This window comes from Noviherbaspirillum sp., assembly GCF_035654295.1.
GTDB lineage: Bacteria > Pseudomonadota > Gammaproteobacteria > Burkholderiales > Burkholderiaceae_D > Noviherbaspirillum.
This window is the reverse complement of sequence record NZ_DASRXF010000108.1, coordinates 1-16,294: the sequence shown is the minus strand read 5'-3', so window position 1 is coordinate 16,294 and position 16,294 is coordinate 1. Positions and strand designations below refer to the sequence as shown.

The 16,294-nt window shown below is 65.1% G+C and carries 21 protein-coding genes; 17 read left to right on the top strand and 4 right to left on the bottom strand.

Features of this window, described 5'->3' with window-relative positions; translation table 11 throughout:
- Nucleotides 1-42: 42 nt before the first annotated feature.
- Nucleotides 43-789 carry a 2,3-diphosphoglycerate-dependent phosphoglycerate mutase gene (gene gpmA / locus VFF99_RS11510; protein WP_325017983.1) on the bottom strand — a complete coding sequence of 249 codons (747 nt, stop codon included), beginning with the start codon at nucleotides 787-789 and terminating at the stop codon, nucleotides 43-45.
- 107 nt (nucleotides 790-896) lie between these two features.
- Between gpmA and VFF99_RS11505 the strand changes: the two genes are divergently transcribed.
- The 5 genes from VFF99_RS11505 (at nucleotide 897) to VFF99_RS11485 (ending at nucleotide 3,673) form a co-directional block, all read left to right on the top strand.
- Complete coding sequence (locus VFF99_RS11505) at nucleotides 897-1,298, top strand: rhodanese-like domain-containing protein (RefSeq protein ID WP_325017981.1); 402 nt, start codon at nucleotides 897-899, stop codon at nucleotides 1,296-1,298.
- A gap of 13 nt (nucleotides 1,299-1,311) precedes the next feature.
- The gene (gene grxC / locus VFF99_RS11500) at nucleotides 1,312-1,575 is read left to right on the top strand and encodes a glutaredoxin 3 (RefSeq protein WP_325017979.1); all 264 of its coding nucleotides are present in this window, start codon (nucleotides 1,312-1,314) and stop codon (nucleotides 1,573-1,575) included.
- A 72-nt stretch (nucleotides 1,576-1,647) separates the two neighbouring features.
- The gene (gene secB / locus VFF99_RS11495) at nucleotides 1,648-2,151 is read left to right on the top strand and encodes a protein-export chaperone SecB (protein ID WP_325017977.1); all 504 of its coding nucleotides are present in this window, start codon (nucleotides 1,648-1,650) and stop codon (nucleotides 2,149-2,151) included.
- A gap of 48 nt (nucleotides 2,152-2,199) precedes the next feature.
- The gene (locus tag VFF99_RS11490; protein WP_325017984.1) at nucleotides 2,200-2,643 is read left to right on the top strand and encodes an SH3 domain-containing protein; all 444 of its coding nucleotides are present in this window, start codon (nucleotides 2,200-2,202) and stop codon (nucleotides 2,641-2,643) included.
- Between the two features lie 31 nt (nucleotides 2,644-2,674).
- A complete protein-coding gene (locus tag VFF99_RS11485; RefSeq protein ID WP_325017975.1) occupies nucleotides 2,675-3,673 on the top strand; it encodes an NAD(P)H-dependent glycerol-3-phosphate dehydrogenase in 999 nt (332 codons plus the stop codon).
- A gap of 15 nt (nucleotides 3,674-3,688) precedes the next feature.
- Here the strand turns inward: VFF99_RS11485 and VFF99_RS11480 are convergent, their stop codons facing one another.
- Nucleotides 3,689-4,030, bottom strand: coding sequence for a cupin domain-containing protein (locus tag VFF99_RS11480; RefSeq protein WP_325017973.1), 342 nt, complete (start codon nucleotides 4,028-4,030; stop codon nucleotides 3,689-3,691).
- Nucleotides 4,031-4,377: 347 nt separating this feature from the next.
- Between VFF99_RS11480 and gspG the strand changes: the two genes are divergently transcribed.
- From gspG to VFF99_RS11420, 12 genes are read left to right on the top strand one after another with little or no spacing between them, the layout of a single operon-like run.
- Nucleotides 4,378-4,839 carry a type II secretion system major pseudopilin GspG gene (gene gspG / locus VFF99_RS11475; protein ID WP_325017972.1) on the top strand — a complete coding sequence of 154 codons (462 nt, stop codon included), beginning with the start codon at nucleotides 4,378-4,380 and terminating at the stop codon, nucleotides 4,837-4,839.
- Nucleotides 4,827-5,336, top strand: coding sequence for a GspH/FimT family protein (locus VFF99_RS11470; protein ID WP_325017970.1), 510 nt, complete (start codon nucleotides 4,827-4,829; stop codon nucleotides 5,334-5,336). Before gspG ends, VFF99_RS11470 begins: the two co-directional genes overlap by 13 nt.
- Nucleotide 5,337: 1 nt before the next feature.
- The gene (gene gspI, locus VFF99_RS11465) at nucleotides 5,338-5,727 is read left to right on the top strand and encodes a type II secretion system minor pseudopilin GspI (RefSeq protein WP_325017968.1); all 390 of its coding nucleotides are present in this window, start codon (nucleotides 5,338-5,340) and stop codon (nucleotides 5,725-5,727) included.
- Nucleotides 5,724-6,332, top strand: coding sequence for a PulJ/GspJ family protein (locus VFF99_RS11460; protein ID WP_325017966.1), 609 nt, complete (start codon nucleotides 5,724-5,726; stop codon nucleotides 6,330-6,332). Before gspI ends, VFF99_RS11460 begins: the two co-directional genes overlap by 4 nt.
- Nucleotides 6,329-7,282, top strand: a complete 954-nt coding sequence (gene gspK / locus VFF99_RS11455; protein ID WP_325017964.1) for a type II secretion system minor pseudopilin GspK — start codon at nucleotides 6,329-6,331, stop codon at nucleotides 7,280-7,282. Before VFF99_RS11460 ends, gspK begins: the two co-directional genes overlap by 4 nt.
- Before the next feature lie 18 nt (nucleotides 7,283-7,300).
- Nucleotides 7,301-8,551: a type II secretion system protein GspL gene (gene gspL, locus VFF99_RS11450; protein ID WP_325017962.1), complete on the top strand. Its 1,251-nt coding sequence runs from the start codon at nucleotides 7,301-7,303 to the stop codon at nucleotides 8,549-8,551.
- Complete coding sequence (gene gspM / locus VFF99_RS11445) at nucleotides 8,548-9,060, top strand: type II secretion system protein GspM (protein ID WP_325017960.1); 513 nt, start codon at nucleotides 8,548-8,550, stop codon at nucleotides 9,058-9,060. Before gspL ends, gspM begins: the two co-directional genes overlap by 4 nt.
- A complete protein-coding gene (locus VFF99_RS11440; protein WP_325017958.1) occupies nucleotides 9,057-9,830 on the top strand; it encodes a type II secretion system protein N in 774 nt (257 codons plus the stop codon). The genes gspM and VFF99_RS11440 overlap by 4 nt, the downstream gene beginning before the upstream one ends.
- A complete protein-coding gene (gspD, locus tag VFF99_RS11435) occupies nucleotides 9,827-12,112 on the top strand; it encodes a type II secretion system secretin GspD (RefSeq protein ID WP_414691533.1) in 2,286 nt (761 codons plus the stop codon). The genes VFF99_RS11440 and gspD overlap by 4 nt, the downstream gene beginning before the upstream one ends.
- A gap of 2 nt (nucleotides 12,113-12,114) precedes the next feature.
- Nucleotides 12,115-13,554: a type II secretion system ATPase GspE gene (gene gspE / locus VFF99_RS11430; RefSeq protein ID WP_325017955.1), complete on the top strand. Its 1,440-nt coding sequence runs from the start codon at nucleotides 12,115-12,117 to the stop codon at nucleotides 13,552-13,554.
- 10 nt (nucleotides 13,555-13,564) lie between these two features.
- On the top strand, nucleotides 13,565-14,785 hold the full coding sequence (gene gspF, locus VFF99_RS11425) for a type II secretion system inner membrane protein GspF (RefSeq protein ID WP_325017953.1): 1,221 nt from the start codon (nucleotides 13,565-13,567) through the stop codon (nucleotides 14,783-14,785).
- A 22-nt stretch (nucleotides 14,786-14,807) separates the two neighbouring features.
- Entirely contained in the window at nucleotides 14,808-15,614 is an 807-nt protein-coding gene (locus VFF99_RS11420; protein WP_325017951.1) for a type II secretion system protein N, read from the top strand.
- Nucleotides 15,615-15,629: 15 nt separating this feature from the next.
- Here the strand turns inward: VFF99_RS11420 and VFF99_RS11415 are convergent, their stop codons facing one another.
- Both VFF99_RS11415 and VFF99_RS11410 read right to left on the bottom strand, forming a co-directional pair.
- Nucleotides 15,630-15,830: a hypothetical protein gene (locus VFF99_RS11415; protein WP_325017949.1), complete on the bottom strand. Its 201-nt coding sequence runs from the start codon at nucleotides 15,828-15,830 to the stop codon at nucleotides 15,630-15,632.
- A 5-nt stretch (nucleotides 15,831-15,835) separates the two neighbouring features.
- Nucleotides 15,836-16,294 (bottom strand): AAA family ATPase (locus tag VFF99_RS11410; protein WP_325017948.1); only part of this gene is annotated, 459 nt, incomplete at its 5' end.

Here is a 16,294-nt window from a genome sequence, read left to right as displayed (position 1 = left end):
TGTCGGTCTGCGGGGCGGCGGAAGAACTGCATGGAAAAAGCGTTACTTCGCCTTTCCCTGGCTGGCGACGGCCTTCATGGCCGCTTCGATCGCTTCCTGGTCGCCCAGGTAGTAGCTCTTGATCGGCTTCAGGTTGGCGTCCAGCTCATAGACCAGCGGCTGGCCGTTGGGGATGTTCAGTCCGACGATGTCCTTGTCGCTGATGCCGTCCAGGGACTTGATCAGCGCGCGCAGGCTGTTGCCGTGGGCGGAGATCAGGATCTTGCGGCCGGCCTTGATGGCGGGGGCGATTTCCTCGTCCCATGCCGGCATCACGCGCGCCACGGTGTCCTTCAGGCATTCCGTCAGCGGAATCTGTTCACGCTTGAGGCCCTGGTAGCGCGGATCGTTGTACGAGGTGCGCGCATCGTCCGGGTCGAGCGGATTGGGCGGCACGTCGTAGCTGCGGCGCCAGACCAGCACCTGCTCGTCGCCGTACTTGGCGGCCGTTTCCGCCTTGTTCAGGCCTTGCAGCGCGCCGTAGTGGCGTTCGTTCAGGCGCCAGTCGTGCTTGACGGGCAGCCACATCAGGTCCATCTCGTCCAGCGTCAGCCACAGGGTGCGGATGGCGCGCTTGAGGACGGAGGTGTAGCAGAGGTCGAACTCGAAACCGGCTTCCTTGAGGATCTTGCCGGCCTGTCGGGCCTCGTTGACGCCTTTTTCGGTCAGGTCGACGTCGGTCCAGCCGGTGAAACGGTTTTCCAGGTTCCACGTCGATTCGCCGTGGCGCATGAATACGATCTTGTACATGTCAGGAGATGAAGAAAAATAAGGGGATTTGGGACTTTGAAATGCGGCTTCCGCATCTATTTTATAATGGCGGGATTGCTTTAAACCATTGAAAGGCCTGAGGTAACGTGAAATTCTTCCTTGATAACATCTGGCTGATCGGCATCGCGATCCTGTCCGGCGGCGCTTTGCTGTGGCCGAATCTCCAGCGCCGCGGCGCCCGGGTTACCACGCTGCAGGCGACGCAGCTGATCAACCAGGGTAAGGCCATAGTTGTGGACGTGCGCGAACCGGCGGAGTTCTCCGCGGGGCATTTGCGTGACGCCAAGAACATCCCCCTGAGCGAGTTGTCGAACCGGATCGGCGAACTCGACAAGTTCAAGTCCAAGGCCGCAATCGTTGTCTGCCAGAGCGGAAACCGTTCCGCGAAAGCAGCCGGGCAGCTCAAGAAGGCCGGTTTCAACGAGGCGTTCAGCCTCGACGGCGGCATTGCCGCATGGCAGGCGCAGGGCCTGCCGCTGACGAAGTAACGGAGCATCCACCATGACCGCACGCGTTTTAATGTACAGCACCGGCGTCTGCCCCTATTGCGTGATGGCGGAACGCCTGCTGACCGCAAAAGGCGTCCAGAACATCGAAAAGATCCGCGTCGACCTGCAGCCGGAACAGCGCGCCGAAATGATGCAGAAGACGGGCCGCCGCACCGTGCCGCAGATCTATATCGGCGACACCCACGTCGGCGGTTTCGACGACCTGAGCAAGCTCGAGCACGAAGGCAAGCTGGACGCGCTGCTGCAGGGCGCTTAAACTTAGCAATCTTCTACCGGAAGGACGGCGGGCAGCCGTCCTTTTTCCTTCCTACTTCAACGAAAGACTCCCATGTCCGAGCAAAACAACCAACCCGTGTTCCAGATCCAGCGCGTCTACCTGAAGGACCTCTCCCTCGAGCAGCCGAATTCGCCGGCGATCTTCCTCGAACAGGAAGGTCCGAACATCGAGGTGTCGGTGGACGTCGGTGCGGAGGCGCTGGCCGAGACGATTTTCGAGTCGACCGTCACGATCACCGTGACCGCCAAGGTGAAGGACAAGGTCGCGTTCCTGGTGGAAGGCAAGCAGGCCGGCATTTTCGAAGCCGCCAATATTCCGCCGGAACAGCTCGACCCGCTGCTCGGCATCGGCTGCCCGAACATCATCTATCCCTACCTCCGTGCCAATATCGCCGACGCCATCACCCGCGCCGGCTTCCCGCCGGTGCACCTGGCGGAGATCAACTTCGAGGCCTTCTACCAGCAGCGCCTGCAGCAGCTCCAGCAGCAGCAACAGCAGCAGCCGCAAGCCGGCTCCGGCCTCGTGATGCCCGACGGCACGCCGGCAAAACACTAAGAATCCGCCGCGTCGTTCGCACAGGGAGGTTGGATGAAGTCAGCGCGTATGTTGGTGCGCATGTTCGTGTTTTCCGCAGGCCTGTTTGCCGCGTCCGGTGCGGTGCATGCGCTCGAGTACCGCTCGGTCGGCGCCGCGCCCGCCGTCCTCTATGACGCGCCGTCGCCCAAGGGCCGCAAGGTGTTTGTCGCGCCGCGCGGCATGCCGGTCGAGGTCGTTCTGACTTACGGCGAATGGGTCAAGGTGCGCGACATGTCGGGCGACCTTGCATGGGTGCAGTCGCGTTTCCTCGCCCCGCGCCGCAATGTGGTCGTGAGTGCGGCGGGCGCCCGCGTGCGCAGCGCCGCCGAAGAAGCGGCGCCGGTCGTCTTCACCGCCGACAAGGGCGTCCTGCTCGAACTGGTCGATCCGCCGATCGCCGGCTGGGCCAGGGTGCGCCATCGCGACGGCCAGTCCGGCTTCGTCCGTGCCGCCGATGTCTGGGGCGAATGAACCCATGCCGTCGGCTTCACTCTGCAGAACAATGAACGTATCCATCCTTGGCGCCGGCGCCTGGGGAACCGCGCTGGCCATCCTGCTCGCCGACCGCCACAAGGTGGTGCTCTGGGGGCGTGACGAGGGCGCGATGCGCGATGCCGCGGCCAGCCGTGAAAACAGCGCCTACCTGCCTGGCTTCGCCTTGCCCCAAGGGGTGCAGGCCATCTCCGATTTCGGTGCCGCGGTCGATCACGTCCGTCACGGCAACGGCCTGCTTTTCGTCGCCTCCTCGGTCGCCGGGTTGCGCCCGCTCGCGCAGCGGCTGCAGGGCCAGTCCATTCCCAACCTAGCCTGGCTGTGCAAGGGCTTCGAGGAAAAGACGCGGCTGCTGCCGCACCAGGTGGTGCGCGAGGTCCTCGGCGCCGATGTGCCGCATGCGGCCCTCTCGGGGCCGTCGTTCGCACAGGAAGTGGCCGCCGGTATGCCGTGCGCGCTGACGGTGGCGTCCGCAACCCCGGCCCTGCGCGAGTGCGTGGTGGCGGCCGTGCACGGACGCTCGGTGCGCGTCTACTCGACCGATGACATGGTCGGGGTCGAAGTCGGCGGCGCGGTCAAGAATATCCTCGCGATCGCCACCGGCGTGATCGACGGCATGGGACTCGGCTTGAATGCCCGCGCCGCATTGATCACGCGCGGGCTGGCGGAAATCACGCGTCTGGGCGTCGCGCTCGGCGGGCGCACTGAAACCTTCATGGGACTGGCCGGCGTCGGCGACCTCATCCTCACTTGCACCGGCGACCTGTCGCGCAACCGGCAGGTCGGCCTCGGCCTGGCGCAGGGCAAGAAGCTCGATACCATCGTGTCGGAACTCGGCCACGTCGCCGAAGGCGTGCGCTGCGCGCAGGCGGTGCGTGCGCTGGCACAGGATGTGGGGGTGGACATGCCGATCACCAACGCCGTCGCCGCGGTATTGTTCGACGGCGATTCGCCACGCGAGATGGTGGAGCGCCTGCTTTCCCGCGACCCGCGCGACGAGGCTGCTTAAGACCGTTCGCCGGGCTCAGCCCTTCATGTTGTCCTTGCGCAGGACGGTCATCAGTACCGATGCATTCCGGGCGGCGAGCAGCGCGTACGGCGTATTGCCCTCCAGGTAGATCATCTGGCCTTCTTCCAGCGTCAGCGTGCGGCCGAGCGCCTGGACCTCGACGGTCCCCTCCAGGCACTGCAAGGTCAGCTCTCCCGGCACGCTATGCACCGGGATCGATTTCCCTTGCGGCATGATGACACGCATGACCTCGAAGTCGTCCGTCCTGGCCAAGGCGATCGACGCCGTATCGGCCAGCTTGTCGCCCAACGGGCGGACATCGATCAGGTCTCCGGGAGCGGGTCGGTTCTGGGACATCGCGTTCTCCTTGTTCGCGGCCGCTTTCCACGGCGCCGTTGTTGTCATGGAGACTGTACCAGCAGCATGTTTGTTCCTTGTTTGCCTTGCATCAAAGGCGCTGTGTCGTCCTTCATGATGACTTGCATGACTTGCAACCGGGGAACCATGCGCCGGGGAATGGGTCTGTAGCAGTGCGGCGATTACCACATATCCGAACCGACGCCGCACAGCACATTACCCCCCTGCTGTTATCACCCCACGGTGCCATTGCCCGCTGTCAAACCCCGAATTGCCTGAATGGTAAGTCGCGGAGGCACGATGGGCTTATACTAGTGGTTTGTTTGTCATCCTTTGAAAAACTTCTGATGCATACCAAAGTCTTTTCCCTGCGCCGTTCGCTCGGCCGTACCGCCCAGCGCGGCTTTACCCTGATCGAAATCATGGTGGTGGTGGTCATCATGGGTATTCTTGCCGCACTGGTCGTGCCCAAACTGATGGGCCGTGCCGATGACGCGCGCATTACCGCCGCCAAGCAAGATATTTCGACCCTGATGCAGGCGCTCAAGCTGTACAAGCTGGACAACCAGCGCTTTCCGACCACGGAGCAGGGTCTGCAGGCGCTGATTTCCAAGCCCACCGCCGGCCCGGCCGCCAACGGCTGGAAGAACGGCGGTTATGTCGAGAAGCTGCCCAAGGATCCGTGGGGCGGCCAGTACCAGTACCTGTCGCCCGGCGTCAAGGGCGAGGTGGACGTGTTCTCCTATGGCGCCGACGGCCAGCCGGGCGGCGCCGGCAATGACGCAGACATCGGTTCGTGGGATCTATAGTCCAGACTTTCCATTCCGCCGCGCGCGCACCGCAACGCCCGACTGCGCGCGGCTTCACCCTGCTCGAGCTGCTGGTGGTGCTGGTCATCGCCGGCATCCTGCTCGGCATGGTCGGACTCAATGCGATGCAGAGCGAGCGCCAGGCCTTGCAGAACGAGGCGCAGCGCGTCGCGCTCCTGCTGCAGCTGGCTCGCGACGAAGCGATCGTCCGCAACCGGCCGATCGCCTTCGAAGCAGACCCGGAGCGCTATCGCTTCCTGATCCGCGACGGCAACAAATGGCAGCCCCTGCCGCAGGACGACCTGCTGCGCGAGCGTGAATTCCCGCGCTCGCCGGTGACGCTGTCCATCAACCCGCCGACCGCCGCAGAATCGAACCCGATGCGCATCGTGTTCGGGCGCGAGCCGGTCGACAAGCCCTTCGTCCTCACGTTCACCGTCGGCGACAGCAGCGTGGCGCTGCGTGCCGACGGCATCGGCCGTTTTTCGGTGGAATGACATGCAGCCACGCATTTTGCACACGCAGGCCGGTTTTACCTTGCTGGAAGTGCTCGTCGCCCTGATCGTGGTCGGCACGGCGCTTGGGGCAAGCCTGCGCGCCGTCGGCAGCCTGACCCAGAACAGCAGCGGCTTGCGCGCGTCCATGATGGCGACATGGTCGGCCGAGAACAGGCTGGCCGAAATCCGCCTGCGCGGCGACTACCCGGCGATAGGGCGGCGCAACTTTGCCTGCCCGCAGGGCGAGCTGCCCCTGACTTGTGAGGAAGAAGTGTTTTCCACGCCCAACCCCTTCTTCAGGCGCGTGGAAGTCACCGTCTACAACGAGGACGATCCCGGCCGGCAGATCATCAAGCTGGCGCAGATCGTATCGAGCCGACCGAGCCGATGAAATCCCGCGGATTTACCCTGATCGAACTCCTGGTGGCCATCACCATCATGGCCATCGTCGCCGTGCTCGGCTGGCGCGGGCTCGACACTATCATCCGCTCGCGCGTCGCGCTCAATGAAGAGCTGGAGCATACGCGCGGCCTGCAGCTCGCCTTTGCGCAGATGCAGAGCGATGCCGGCCATATTGCCAAACGCGACGACCTCGGCCGGCGCGAGGTGCTGTCGGTGCAGCCGGGACGGCTGACGCTGGTGCGCATGGTGTTCACCGAAAACCAGCCCTCGCGCGCGCAGGTGATCGCCTACCGCATCGATGCCGGCGTGCTGACCCGCCGCGAATCGGTGGCCACGCGCGACCTGAAGGAACTCGATGCGGCATGGACGGCTGCGCTCACGGACAAGGCCGATGTGCCGGCGGTGGCACTGCATTCCGGCATCGACGAGATGGCGATCCGGAGCTGGGTCGACCGCGACTGGCGGCCGGCGGGTACCGAGGGCGTCCCCGGCCCGGGAGGGACCATCATTCCCGCGACCGGGCTGGAAGTGTCCTTGCAATTGCGCGCCCGGCCTGAACGGCTGATCAAGATTTTCCTGCTGGGGACGGCATGAGAACCCTTCAAAGACAGCGCGGCGTCGCCGTGATCACCGCCTTGCTGCTGACCACATTGGCCATCACCATCGTCGGCAGCCTGTTCTGGCAGCAGCAGGTGCAGGTGCGCTCGATCGAGAACCAGCGGCTGCAATTGCAGAAGCAATGGATCCTGCGCGGCGCGCTCGACTGGGCGCGCCTGATCCTCGGCGAGGACAAGCGCATCGGCAACCGCTATGGCGATATCGACCACCTCGGCGAACCCTGGGCGGTGCCGCTGGCGGAAACGCGGCTCGACCAGTACGTGGAAAAGGAAAGGGCGGGCGACGTGCCCGACGCGGCGCTTTCCGGCGGCATCACCGATGCGCAGGCGCGCTACAACCTGCGCAACCTCTGCGTCAACGGCCAGATCAACGACCAGGAAGTCACGCGCTTCGGCAAGCTCCTGACGCTGATCGGCGCCAACCCGGGGCTGTCCCGCTCGACCGCGGTGCTGATGCAATCCGCGCAGCGCAGGACGCAGACGGCCGGCGGCACCCCTGTCGCCGCCGCTGCTACCGATGCCACGCCCTTGCCCATGGACATGCAGCATGTGGACGACCTGCTCGCCGTGCCGGGCTTCACGCCCGAAATACTGGAGAAGCTGAGGAACTTCGTCGTCGTGCTTCCGCCCGAGGTGACCAAGATCAACGTCAACACCGCCCCTGCCGAAGTGATTGCAGCCAAAGTTGATACACTGTCGCTTGCAGAGGCGACGTCCCTGGTTGCGGCAAGACAAAACCGGCCGTTCCAGAGCGTGAACGACCTACCCTTGCAGTCGGGCGCCAACCGGGATGGACTTGATGTCAGGACCGGCTATTTCTTCGTCAACGGGAATGTGCGCCTGAACCGGGCCGGCATGGAAATGCAGGCGCTGATCAAGCGGGACTCGGTCTCGAGGCAGACCGTCCTCTGGATACGCGAATATTAAGAAGAAGAAAGAGAGACCTTGAGCATACTTTACATCCGCCTGCCATCGCACGTTGCCGCGGAAGGCCTGCAGCCCGGCATGCCGCTGTACTGCCACTATGCGCTCGCCACCGCCGGCGGCGCCGTCGAACGCGAGGGCGTGGCCGCCTTGTCCGAGCTGGCCGAACCGGTGAAGCGGGCGCAACGCGTCGTGCTGCTGCTGGCGGCCGGCGACGTCACACTGCTGCGCGTGAAGATGCCGCCCCTGTCCGGCGCCAAGCTGCGCGCGGCGCTTCCCAACCTTGTCGAAGACCGCCTGATGAGCGACCCCGATGAGTGCGTGGTCGTCGCCGGTGAAATGCACGGCGGCATGCGCACCGTGGCGGTAGTCAACCGCGGCTGGCTGGAACTCCTTGCCAGAACCTTGCAGTCGCTCGGCGCCCGCAGCGTGTCCGCGATTCCCGCGCAGCTTTGCCTGCCGCTCCACGGCGACTCCGCCACCGCCGCCGTATCCGAACACGGCACCGATGCCGATATCGCGGTCCGGCTGGCCGAGCAGGATGGCATCGGGCTGTCCATCGTCGCCGACCAGCCCGAGTCCCTTGCCTTCGAGGCCATGCAGTCGCTGGCCGCGGTCGTGCCTGCAGCACCCATCGTGCTGTACGTGCCGCAACCGCGCGTGCGCGATTACCAGGAATCGATGCATATCGCCCCCACGCTTGAGCAGCGCATCATGCTGCACGCCGATACCTGGCAGCGCTGGGTGGCGGGAGCGGGCAAGGCGGGTGTCGACCTGATGACAGGACTTGGCGCCTCCGCCGGGCCGAAGTTCGACTGGAAGCCGTGGCGCTGGCCGCTGCTCATCGGCGCGGCCCTGCTGCTCGTCAACGTGGTCGGCCTGAACGTCGACTGGCTGCGGCTCAAGCGCGAAGAGGCGGCATTGAACAATGGCATGGTGCAGACCTATCGTTCCGCTTTTCCCAAGGACCCGGTGGTCATCGATCCGCTGGCGCAGCTCAGGCAAAAGATTGCCGGAGCACAGCGCGGTTCCGGGCAGCTTGCGCCGGACGATTTCGTTGCCCTTTCTGCCGCCCTTGGCGAGGCTTGGGCAGGCACCGGACAGGGCACTCCGCCCATTGCCGGGCTCGAATACCGGGATCGTGTGCTGACGGTAAAACTCAAGTCGGGCGCCTCGGCGCCGGTGGACCAGCTCAACAGTGCGCTCGCCTCGCGCGGTCTTTCGATCAACGAGTCGAGCGCCGGTGTGTGGCAGATCAGGAGAAGCAAATGAACGCACGCACGGGGGCATTGAAACAGCGCTTGTCGGCGTTCTGGAGTGATCGCAACCGGCGCGAACGCAACATGCTGCTGGCGGCGGCCGCGGTCATCGTGTTCGGACTGGTGTATGTGCTGCTGATCGATCCGGCATTGAGCGGGCGCAGCAGCCTGGAAAAGATGCTGCCGGGCCTGCGCCAGCAGGCGGCGGAAGTCCAGGCGCTGGCCAAGGAAGCGTCGGGGCTCGGCGGGAAAACCGCCGCGCCGCCGCCGGCCATGACGCGCGAGAGCATCGAAACCTCGCTGTCCCGGAAAGGATTGAAGGCCCAGAGCGTCACCGTGAGCGGCGAGCTGGCGAAGGTGCAACTGAACGGCGTGCCGTTTTCCGCCACTACGGAATGGCTGGCGGAAGTGCAGAAAACTGCTCGGCTTTCCGTGGTGGAAGCAGTGGTCGAGGCGCAGCAGCAGCCTGACAGTGTCAACGCCAACCTGACGCTGCGCCAGCAGCGCGGCGACGGCCAGTGAGGCGTTTCCTGACATGGTTGCTGGCAGGGACGGGCGCCATCGTGCTGACCCTGCTGGTGTTTTGCCCCGCTGCCTGGATGGCGCCCTTGGTCGAATCGCAATCGGGCGGCCGCCTGACCCTTGGCGATGCGCAAGGCACGCTGTGGCGCGGATCGGCCTTCATCGGCGGTGCGCCCAGCGGCAGCGATCCGGTAACGCCGTTGTTGCCGGGACGCTTCGCGTGGCGGCTTTCGCCGATGGTGTTGCTGGGGCAGGTCGATGTCGACCTGGAGAATCCGGAGGCGCTGTCGCAGCCGGTGAAGATTACCGGCGACTGGTACCAGTGGCAGGTCAGCCCGGCCGCGGTATCCTTGCCGGCGGAACGGCTGGCGGGACTGGGCGCGCCGCTCAACACCATCCAGCCCTCGGGCCAGATGCGGCTGTCGTGGACACCGCTGCAGGTGGCGCGGCAAGGCAATGCGGTCGAGATGGCAGGGACGATGACGCTCGTGATGAATGACATTGCTTCGCGTCTGTCACCCGTCAAACCCTTGGGCGCTTACCAACTGATAATGGATTGGCGCGGGCGCCAGGCGCAACTGACCTTGACAACGATCAAAGGGCCGATGCTGTTGAGTGGTAATGGCAGGCTGACCAACGGAAGATTGCAGTTTTCAGGAAAGGCACAAGCGGAAGAAGGGCAGGAAGAACGGCTGGCAAATCTGTTGAATTTGCTGGGACAACGCCGCCGTGAAGGCGACAAGGATGTTATCGCGCTAGAGTTCAAATGAAAAAAAATCGATCAGCAGAAACATTGCAGGGACCGGCAAGGCTACGCCGGATGGGAGCGGCAGCGGTGCTGCTGTGTGCAATCGCAGGCACGCCGACCGCGTACACCCAGGACCCGTCCTCCAACCAGGCGACGCTCAATTTCGTCGGCGCGGACATCGAATCGGTCGTCAAGGCCGTCGGCCATTACACGCGCAACACTTTCATCATCGACCCGCGGGTGAAGGGCACGATCAACCTGGTGTCCGAAAAGCCGGTGACCAAGCCGCAGGCGCTGCAGATGCTGACTTCGGCGCTGCGCCTGCAGGGCTTCGCGGTGGTGCGCGCAGACGGTTTCCTCAAGGTGGTGCCGGAAGCCGACGCGAAACTGCAGGCCGGACCGACCCAGGCCGGCGACTTGCGCGGCGACCAGATCGCGACCCAGATCTTCCGCCTCAACTACGAGTCGGCGAACAACCTGGTGCAGGTGCTGCGCCCGCTGATCTCGCCGAACAACACGATCAACGTCAATCCCGGCAACAACAGCATCGTCATCACCGACTACGCGGACAACCTCAAGCGCCTGGGCCGCATCATCGCCGCGCTGGATTCGCCGGCCGTGGGCGACCTCGATATCGTTCCGGTGCGCCACGCAGCAGCGAGCGACCTCGCCCAGATCGTGAACCGCCTGATGGACCAGGGCGGCAGCCCGCAGGTGCCCGGCGGCGATGCCGGCCGCATTTCCGTGCTGGCCGACGCCCGCAGCAATTCGCTCATCATCCGCGCGCCTTCGGTAGCCCGCGCCAACCTGGCCAAGTCCCTGATCACCAAACTCGACCAGCCCACCGCGCAGCCGGGCAATGTGCACGTCGTCTACCTGAAGAATGCGGATGCGGTGCGCCTTGCGCAGACATTGCGCGCAGTGGTGGCATCCGACACGAGCACGCCGCAGGCCGGCGGCCAGCAGCAGGCGCAACAACAACAGCAGCAGCCGACGCAGGCCGTGTCCGGCCAGCAGACGCAGCTCGGACAGGGGACGCTGCAGCAATCCACCCAGGCACCGACGGCGCTGCCTACCGGCGGCCCGGCCGGCTTCATCCAGGCCGACCCCGCCACCAATGCGCTGATCATCACCGCCAGCGAAACCGTCTACCGCAACCTGCGCGCCGTGATCGACCAGCTCGATGCGCGCCGTGCCCAGGTGTATGTGGAGTCCCTGATCGTCGAAGTATCGGCGGAAAAGGCCGCCGAGCTGGGCGTCCAGTGGGCCGGCCTGTCTGGCGACGAAGGCAGCCGTTACCGTCTTGGGGTCGCCAGCGGTTTCGGCCAGGGCGGCAACAACCTGATCAACCAGGTCGTCAACAATGCCACCACCGGCACCCCCTTGCCGCCGGGGAATGGCATCAATGTCGGCATCTTCCGCCAGATCAATGGCGACCTGACACTGGGCGCCATTGCACGGGCGCTGGAAACGCAAGGGAACGCAAACATCCTGTCGATGCCTAACCTCATCACGCTCGACAACGAAGAGGCACGCATCATCGTCGGCCAGAACGTCCCGTTCGTGACGGGTCAGTTCACGACCCAGGCGTCCGGCGGCGGGGCCGGCGTCAACCCGTTCCAGACGATCGAACGGCGCGACGTGGGCCTGGCCCTGCGCGTGCGTCCCCAGGTGTCGGAAGGCGGCACGGTGAAGATGCAGATTTACCAGGAAATTTCGGCAGTGCTTCCCCGCACGGCCGGTACCTCCGATATCACGACCACCAAGCGGTCGATCGAAACCAATGTGCTGGTTGACGACGGCCAGATCCTCGTGCTCGGCGGCCTGATCGAGGACCGGGTCGAGGACGGCGTGGAAAAGGTGCCGGCGCTGGGCGACATTCCCGTCCTCGGCAACCTGTTCAAGTACCAGACGCGCAAGGGAACCAAGACCAGCCTGATGGTCTTCCTGCGTCCGACCGTGGTCCGCACCAACTTCCAGAGCGTGAACGTCGCCGGCGACCGGTATGAGTTCATCCGCAACATTCAGAATGAAGCGCGCGGCAGCAGCGTGATCCTGCCCGAAGTGCAGTCGCCCGTGCTGCCGCCGCTGCAGGATGGCCGTCCGGTCGGCGGATCCATGCTTAACATCCCGCCGGCGGGAAGGCCGGAGGCGCAAGGCGTACCGCCGTCGGTGCTGCCGCCCAATGTGCCCAATGTGCCCAATGTGCCGACTGTGCCCGCTGTGCCTGGTGCACCTGCTGCACCTGCTGCACCCGCTGCACCCGCGCCCAACCCGCCGGCAGACCAGAACCAGAGTAGATAGCAATGAGTACAGTACTGAGTGACGCACGTCTTTTGCCATACGCCTTCGCCCGCGACCACGCCGTGCTCGCGCGGCGCAGCGAGGCGGCCAATAATGCCGTCGAAGTGTGGGTGTCGGAGGCCACGGCACCTTCCGCGATTGCGGAGGTGAGCCGCCGCTTCGGCCGCGTCAAGCTCAAGTCCATTTCGCGCGACGAGCTGGAAGCGGCCATTGCGCGCACCTATGCCAATTCCGGCGACGATGCGGCACAAGTGGTCGACGAGGTTGAATCCGACCTCGACCTGACCAAGCTGATGCTGGACATGCCGGCCATCGAAGACTTGCTGGAATCGGCTGACGATGCGCCGGTGATCCGCATGATCAACGCGCTGCTCACCCAGGCCTTGCGCGAGGAAGCGTCGGATATCCATATCGAACCCTTTGAGCAGGTCTCGGTCGTGCGCTTCCGCGTCGACGGTGCCCTGCGCGACGTGGTGCGTCCGAAGAAGGCGATCCATGCCTCGCTCATTTCGCGTATCAAGATCATGGCGCAGCTCGACATCGCCGAGAAGCGCCTGCCGCAGGATGGCCGCATCACCCTGCGCGTGGGCGGCAAGCCGGTCGACGTGCGCGTCTCCACGCTGCCCACCGGCCATGGCGAACGCGCGGTGCTGCGTCTGCTCGACAAGGAAGGCGGACGGCTCGACCTCAGCCACCTCGGCATGAGCGCCGACGTGCAGAAGCAGTTCGACGACCTGATCAGCCAGCCGCACGGCATCGTGCTGGTGACGGGCCCGACCGGTTCGGGCAAGACCACCACGCTGTATGCCGCGCTGTCCAAGCTGAACGCGCCGGCCACCAACATCCTCACCGTCGAGGACCCGATCGAATACGAATTACCCGGCGTCGGCCAGACCCAGGTCAATTCGCGCATCGACATGACCTTCGCCAAGGCCCTGCGCGCCATCCTGCGCCAGGACCCGGACATCATCATGATCGGCGAGATCCGCGACCTCGAAACCGCGCAGATCGCCGTCCAGGCATCGCTCACCGGCCACCTCGTGCTGGCGACCCTGCACACCAACGACTCCGCCTCCGCCGTGACCCGCCTGCTGGACATGGGCATCGAGCCTTTCCTGCTGTCGTCCTCGCTGCTGGGCGTGGTCGCGCAGCGTCTCGTGCGCAAACTGTGCCCGGTATGCAAGCGCCACGACGGCCACCAGTGGCATGCGGTCGGCTGCGACAAGTGCGGCCAGACCGGTTACCTCGGGCGCGTCGGTGTCTATGAATTGCTGGTGACGACCGATGAAATCCGATCGCAGATCCACGACCGCGCATCCGAGGCCGAGATCCGGGTGACTGCCCAGCGCAACGGCATGCGCACCATGCGCGAGGACGGCGACCGCTGGCTGGCGGACGGCACAACGACGCAGGCCGAGCTGCTGCGCGTGACCAAGGAGTAGGGGATAAGCGATGCCGGCATTCCGTTATGAAGCCGTCGACGAGGCTGGCGCCACGCGCAAGGGCGTGGTCAACGCGGACAGCGCCCGCGCCGCGCGTTCCGACCTGCGCGCCCAGGGACTGGTGCCCATTGTCGTCGACGCCATCGCGGCGCAGGTCGATGAATTCGGGCAGGCCCGCCGCAGCATGTTCGGCGACCGGCTGTCGACCACCGAACTCGCGCTGTTCACCCGGCAGCTCGCCAGCCTGCTGGAAGCCAGCCTGCCTTTGGAGCAGGCATTCACCGCCTTGCTGGAACAGGCCGAGCGGCCGTATGTGCGCGACCTCGTGGCCTCCGTGCGCTCGGAAGTGATGGGCGGTTCTTCGCTGTCGGATGCGCTGTCGCGCCATCCGCGGGATTTCGCGGACATCTACCGCGCGCTGGTTGCCTCGGGCGAACAGATCGGCCAGCTGTCGCGCGTGCTGTCGCGGCTCGCGGATTACATCGAGCGCCGCAACGCCCTCGTGCAGAAAGTGCGCCTCGCCTTTACCTATCCCGCCATCGTCACGGTCGTCGCATTCTCGATCGTGATCTTCCTGCTCGCCTATGTGGTGCCGCAGATCGTGTCGGTGTTCGCCAATACCAAGCAGAAGCTGCCGATGCTAACCGTCGTCATGCTGGCGATCTCGGACTTCGTGCGCGCCTACGGTTGGCTCGTGGCACTGATCGTGGTTGCCGTGTTCCTCGGGTGGCGCGCGGCGCTGAAGAATCCCGACCTCAAGTTCCGCTGGCATCGCTGGCTGCTGAATGCGCCGCTCTACGGCAAGTTCGAACGCAGCCTGAACACCGCGCGCTTCGCCAGCACGCTTGCCATCACCACCGGCTCCGGCGTGCCCATTTTGCGCGCCTTGCAGACGAGCCGCGATACGCTGTCGAATGTCGCCATGCGTCAGCAGGTCGAGGACGCGACGACCAGCGTGCGCGAAGGCGTGGGACTGGCGCGAGCCTTGTCGGCGCACAAGCACTTCCCGCCGATGCTGATCCACATGATCCGCGCAGGCGAAGTCACCGGCGAACTGCCGGCGATGCTGGAGCGCGCATCGAATGCCCAGGAGGCGGACCTCGAGCGGCGCGCAATGACCATCGCCGGCCTGCTTGAGCCGGCGCTGATCCTGGTGATGGGTGTGGTGGTCCTGCTGATCGTGCTGGCGGTGCTGATGCCGATCATCGAGATCAACCAGCTGGTGCGATAACAAGAAAGAGAAAAGGACTGCAATGAGGCGCCTGCCGCTAACCGTGAGTTTCCTGCTGTTCGTTGCGCTGTGCGCATCGGCGGCCTACTGGGCGATGCAACTGTTCAAGCCGCCGGTACGGCCTGTCGCCGCCCCGCCGCGGGCCGCGCAGGCGGAGATCCGCGCGGATACGGCGGCAACGCTGTTCGGCAGCCCCAAGGGCGGAACGGTCGCGGCGAGCAACTATCAATTGCGCGGCGTGATCTTTTCCGGCAGCCCGCGCAGCAGCGTGGCCATCATCAGCGCCGACGGCAAGCCGGCTCAGGCAATCGGTGTGGAAGAGGAAGTCGCGCCCGGCGTGACGATCAAGGAAGTGCACCGCGACCATGTGCTGCTGTCGGAGGGCGGTGCGACCAAGCGCGTGGATTTGCCTGAAAGCGCGAAGGGCCTGGAAGGCATCGCCGAAGCGCCCGTTCCTACGCGGCCGGCAACACCGCCCGTTCCCGTGCCAGGCCAGCCGGTACCTTCGCGTGCCCAGGCCGCTGCGGCGGCGCAGGCAGGACAGCCCCAGGTACCGCCGGCAAACCTGCCCCAGGGGCAGCCGGCACAGGTGCTGACGCCGCAGAATGCGCCAGCGCCGCAACAGCCCGTCGTGCCGATGACGCAGCCCGTACCCGGCGCAGCACCGCCGCCTGGCACCACCACCACGGCGCCGCCGACCAGCGTCGTCAATCCTGGTGTGCCCGGCGTTCCGGGGCAGCCGGCGATCCAGCAGCCCGGGGCCATACCCGGCGCAGTACCCGGGGCGGTACCCGGCGCGCCGCAGCCAGTCCCTGGCGCCCCGCGCTGAGCCCCGCCCGGGTTCTCAATCCTCTTCGGTACCGCCGAGCGCCTTCTTCAGCAAGCGCTCATGCAATTGCCGCTCGGTGGAGCTGCCTTTGCGGTGCGATCCGGCGACCCTCTGCTTGGCGGCAAGCGCGATCGGATTCCGCGGCTTGAGCGCCCGCTGCGCGGGCTCGACGCGGATGATCATCTTTTGCCGTTTGGCCAGTGCCTTGTTTGCCATGGGTCTTACAGGACGTAGCGCGACAGGTCTTCGTCAACGGACAGCGCGCCGAGTTTCTCATCGACATAGGCGGCATTGATCGCCACTGTCGTGCCGGATGCATCGGTTGCGGAGAACGACACTTCTTCCAGCAGCTTTTCCATCACGGTGTACAGGCGGCGCGCACCGATGTTTTCGGTTTTCTCATTCACCGAGAATGCGATTTCCGCCAGGCGCCGGATGCCGCTTTGCGAGAATGATAGCTGCACGTTCTCGGTCGAGAGCAGGGCTTCGTATTGCTTGGTCAGGCAAGCATCAGTTCCGGTCAGAATCGATTCGAAGTCGGCGATCGACAGCGAATCGAGTTCTACCCGGATCGGGAAGCGTCCCTGCAACTCCGGAATCAGGTCCGAGGGTTTGGCGAGATGGAAGGCGCCGGACGCAATGAACAGGATGTGGTCGGTCTTGATCATGCCGTACTTGGT

Excerpts from the sequence above, each read along its gene's own strand:
- gpmA (WP_325017983.1), bottom strand. The coding sequence starts at position 789 with ATGTACAAGATCGTATTCATGCGCCACGGCGAATCGACGTGGAACCTG.
- grxC (WP_325017979.1), top strand. The coding sequence starts at position 1,312 with ATGACCGCACGCGTTTTAATGTACAGCACCGGCGTCTGCCCCTATTGC.
- secB (WP_325017977.1), top strand. The coding sequence starts at position 1,648 with ATGTCCGAGCAAAACAACCAACCCGTGTTCCAGATCCAGCGCGTCTAC.
- VFF99_RS11490 (WP_325017984.1), top strand. The coding sequence starts at position 2,200 with ATGTTGGTGCGCATGTTCGTGTTTTCCGCAGGCCTGTTTGCCGCGTCC.
- VFF99_RS11485 (WP_325017975.1), top strand. The coding sequence starts at position 2,675 with ATGAACGTATCCATCCTTGGCGCCGGCGCCTGGGGAACCGCGCTGGCC.
- VFF99_RS11480 (WP_325017973.1), bottom strand. The coding sequence starts at position 4,030 with ATGTCCCAGAACCGACCCGCTCCCGGAGACCTGATCGATGTCCGCCCG.
- gspG (WP_325017972.1), top strand. The coding sequence starts at position 4,378 with ATGCATACCAAAGTCTTTTCCCTGCGCCGTTCGCTCGGCCGTACCGCC.
- gspI (WP_325017968.1), top strand. The coding sequence starts at position 5,338 with ATGCAGCCACGCATTTTGCACACGCAGGCCGGTTTTACCTTGCTGGAA.
- VFF99_RS11460 (WP_325017966.1), top strand. The coding sequence starts at position 5,724 with ATGAAATCCCGCGGATTTACCCTGATCGAACTCCTGGTGGCCATCACC.
- gspK (WP_325017964.1), top strand. The coding sequence starts at position 6,329 with ATGAGAACCCTTCAAAGACAGCGCGGCGTCGCCGTGATCACCGCCTTG.
- gspM (WP_325017960.1), top strand. The coding sequence starts at position 8,548 with ATGAACGCACGCACGGGGGCATTGAAACAGCGCTTGTCGGCGTTCTGG.
- gspD (WP_414691533.1), top strand. The coding sequence starts at position 9,827 with ATGAAAAAAAATCGATCAGCAGAAACATTGCAGGGACCGGCAAGGCTA.
- gspE (WP_325017955.1), top strand. The coding sequence starts at position 12,115 with ATGAGTACAGTACTGAGTGACGCACGTCTTTTGCCATACGCCTTCGCC.
- gspF (WP_325017953.1), top strand. The coding sequence starts at position 13,565 with ATGCCGGCATTCCGTTATGAAGCCGTCGACGAGGCTGGCGCCACGCGC.
- VFF99_RS11420 (WP_325017951.1), top strand. The coding sequence starts at position 14,808 with ATGAGGCGCCTGCCGCTAACCGTGAGTTTCCTGCTGTTCGTTGCGCTG.
- VFF99_RS11415 (WP_325017949.1), bottom strand. The coding sequence starts at position 15,830 with ATGGCAAACAAGGCACTGGCCAAACGGCAAAAGATGATCATCCGCGTC.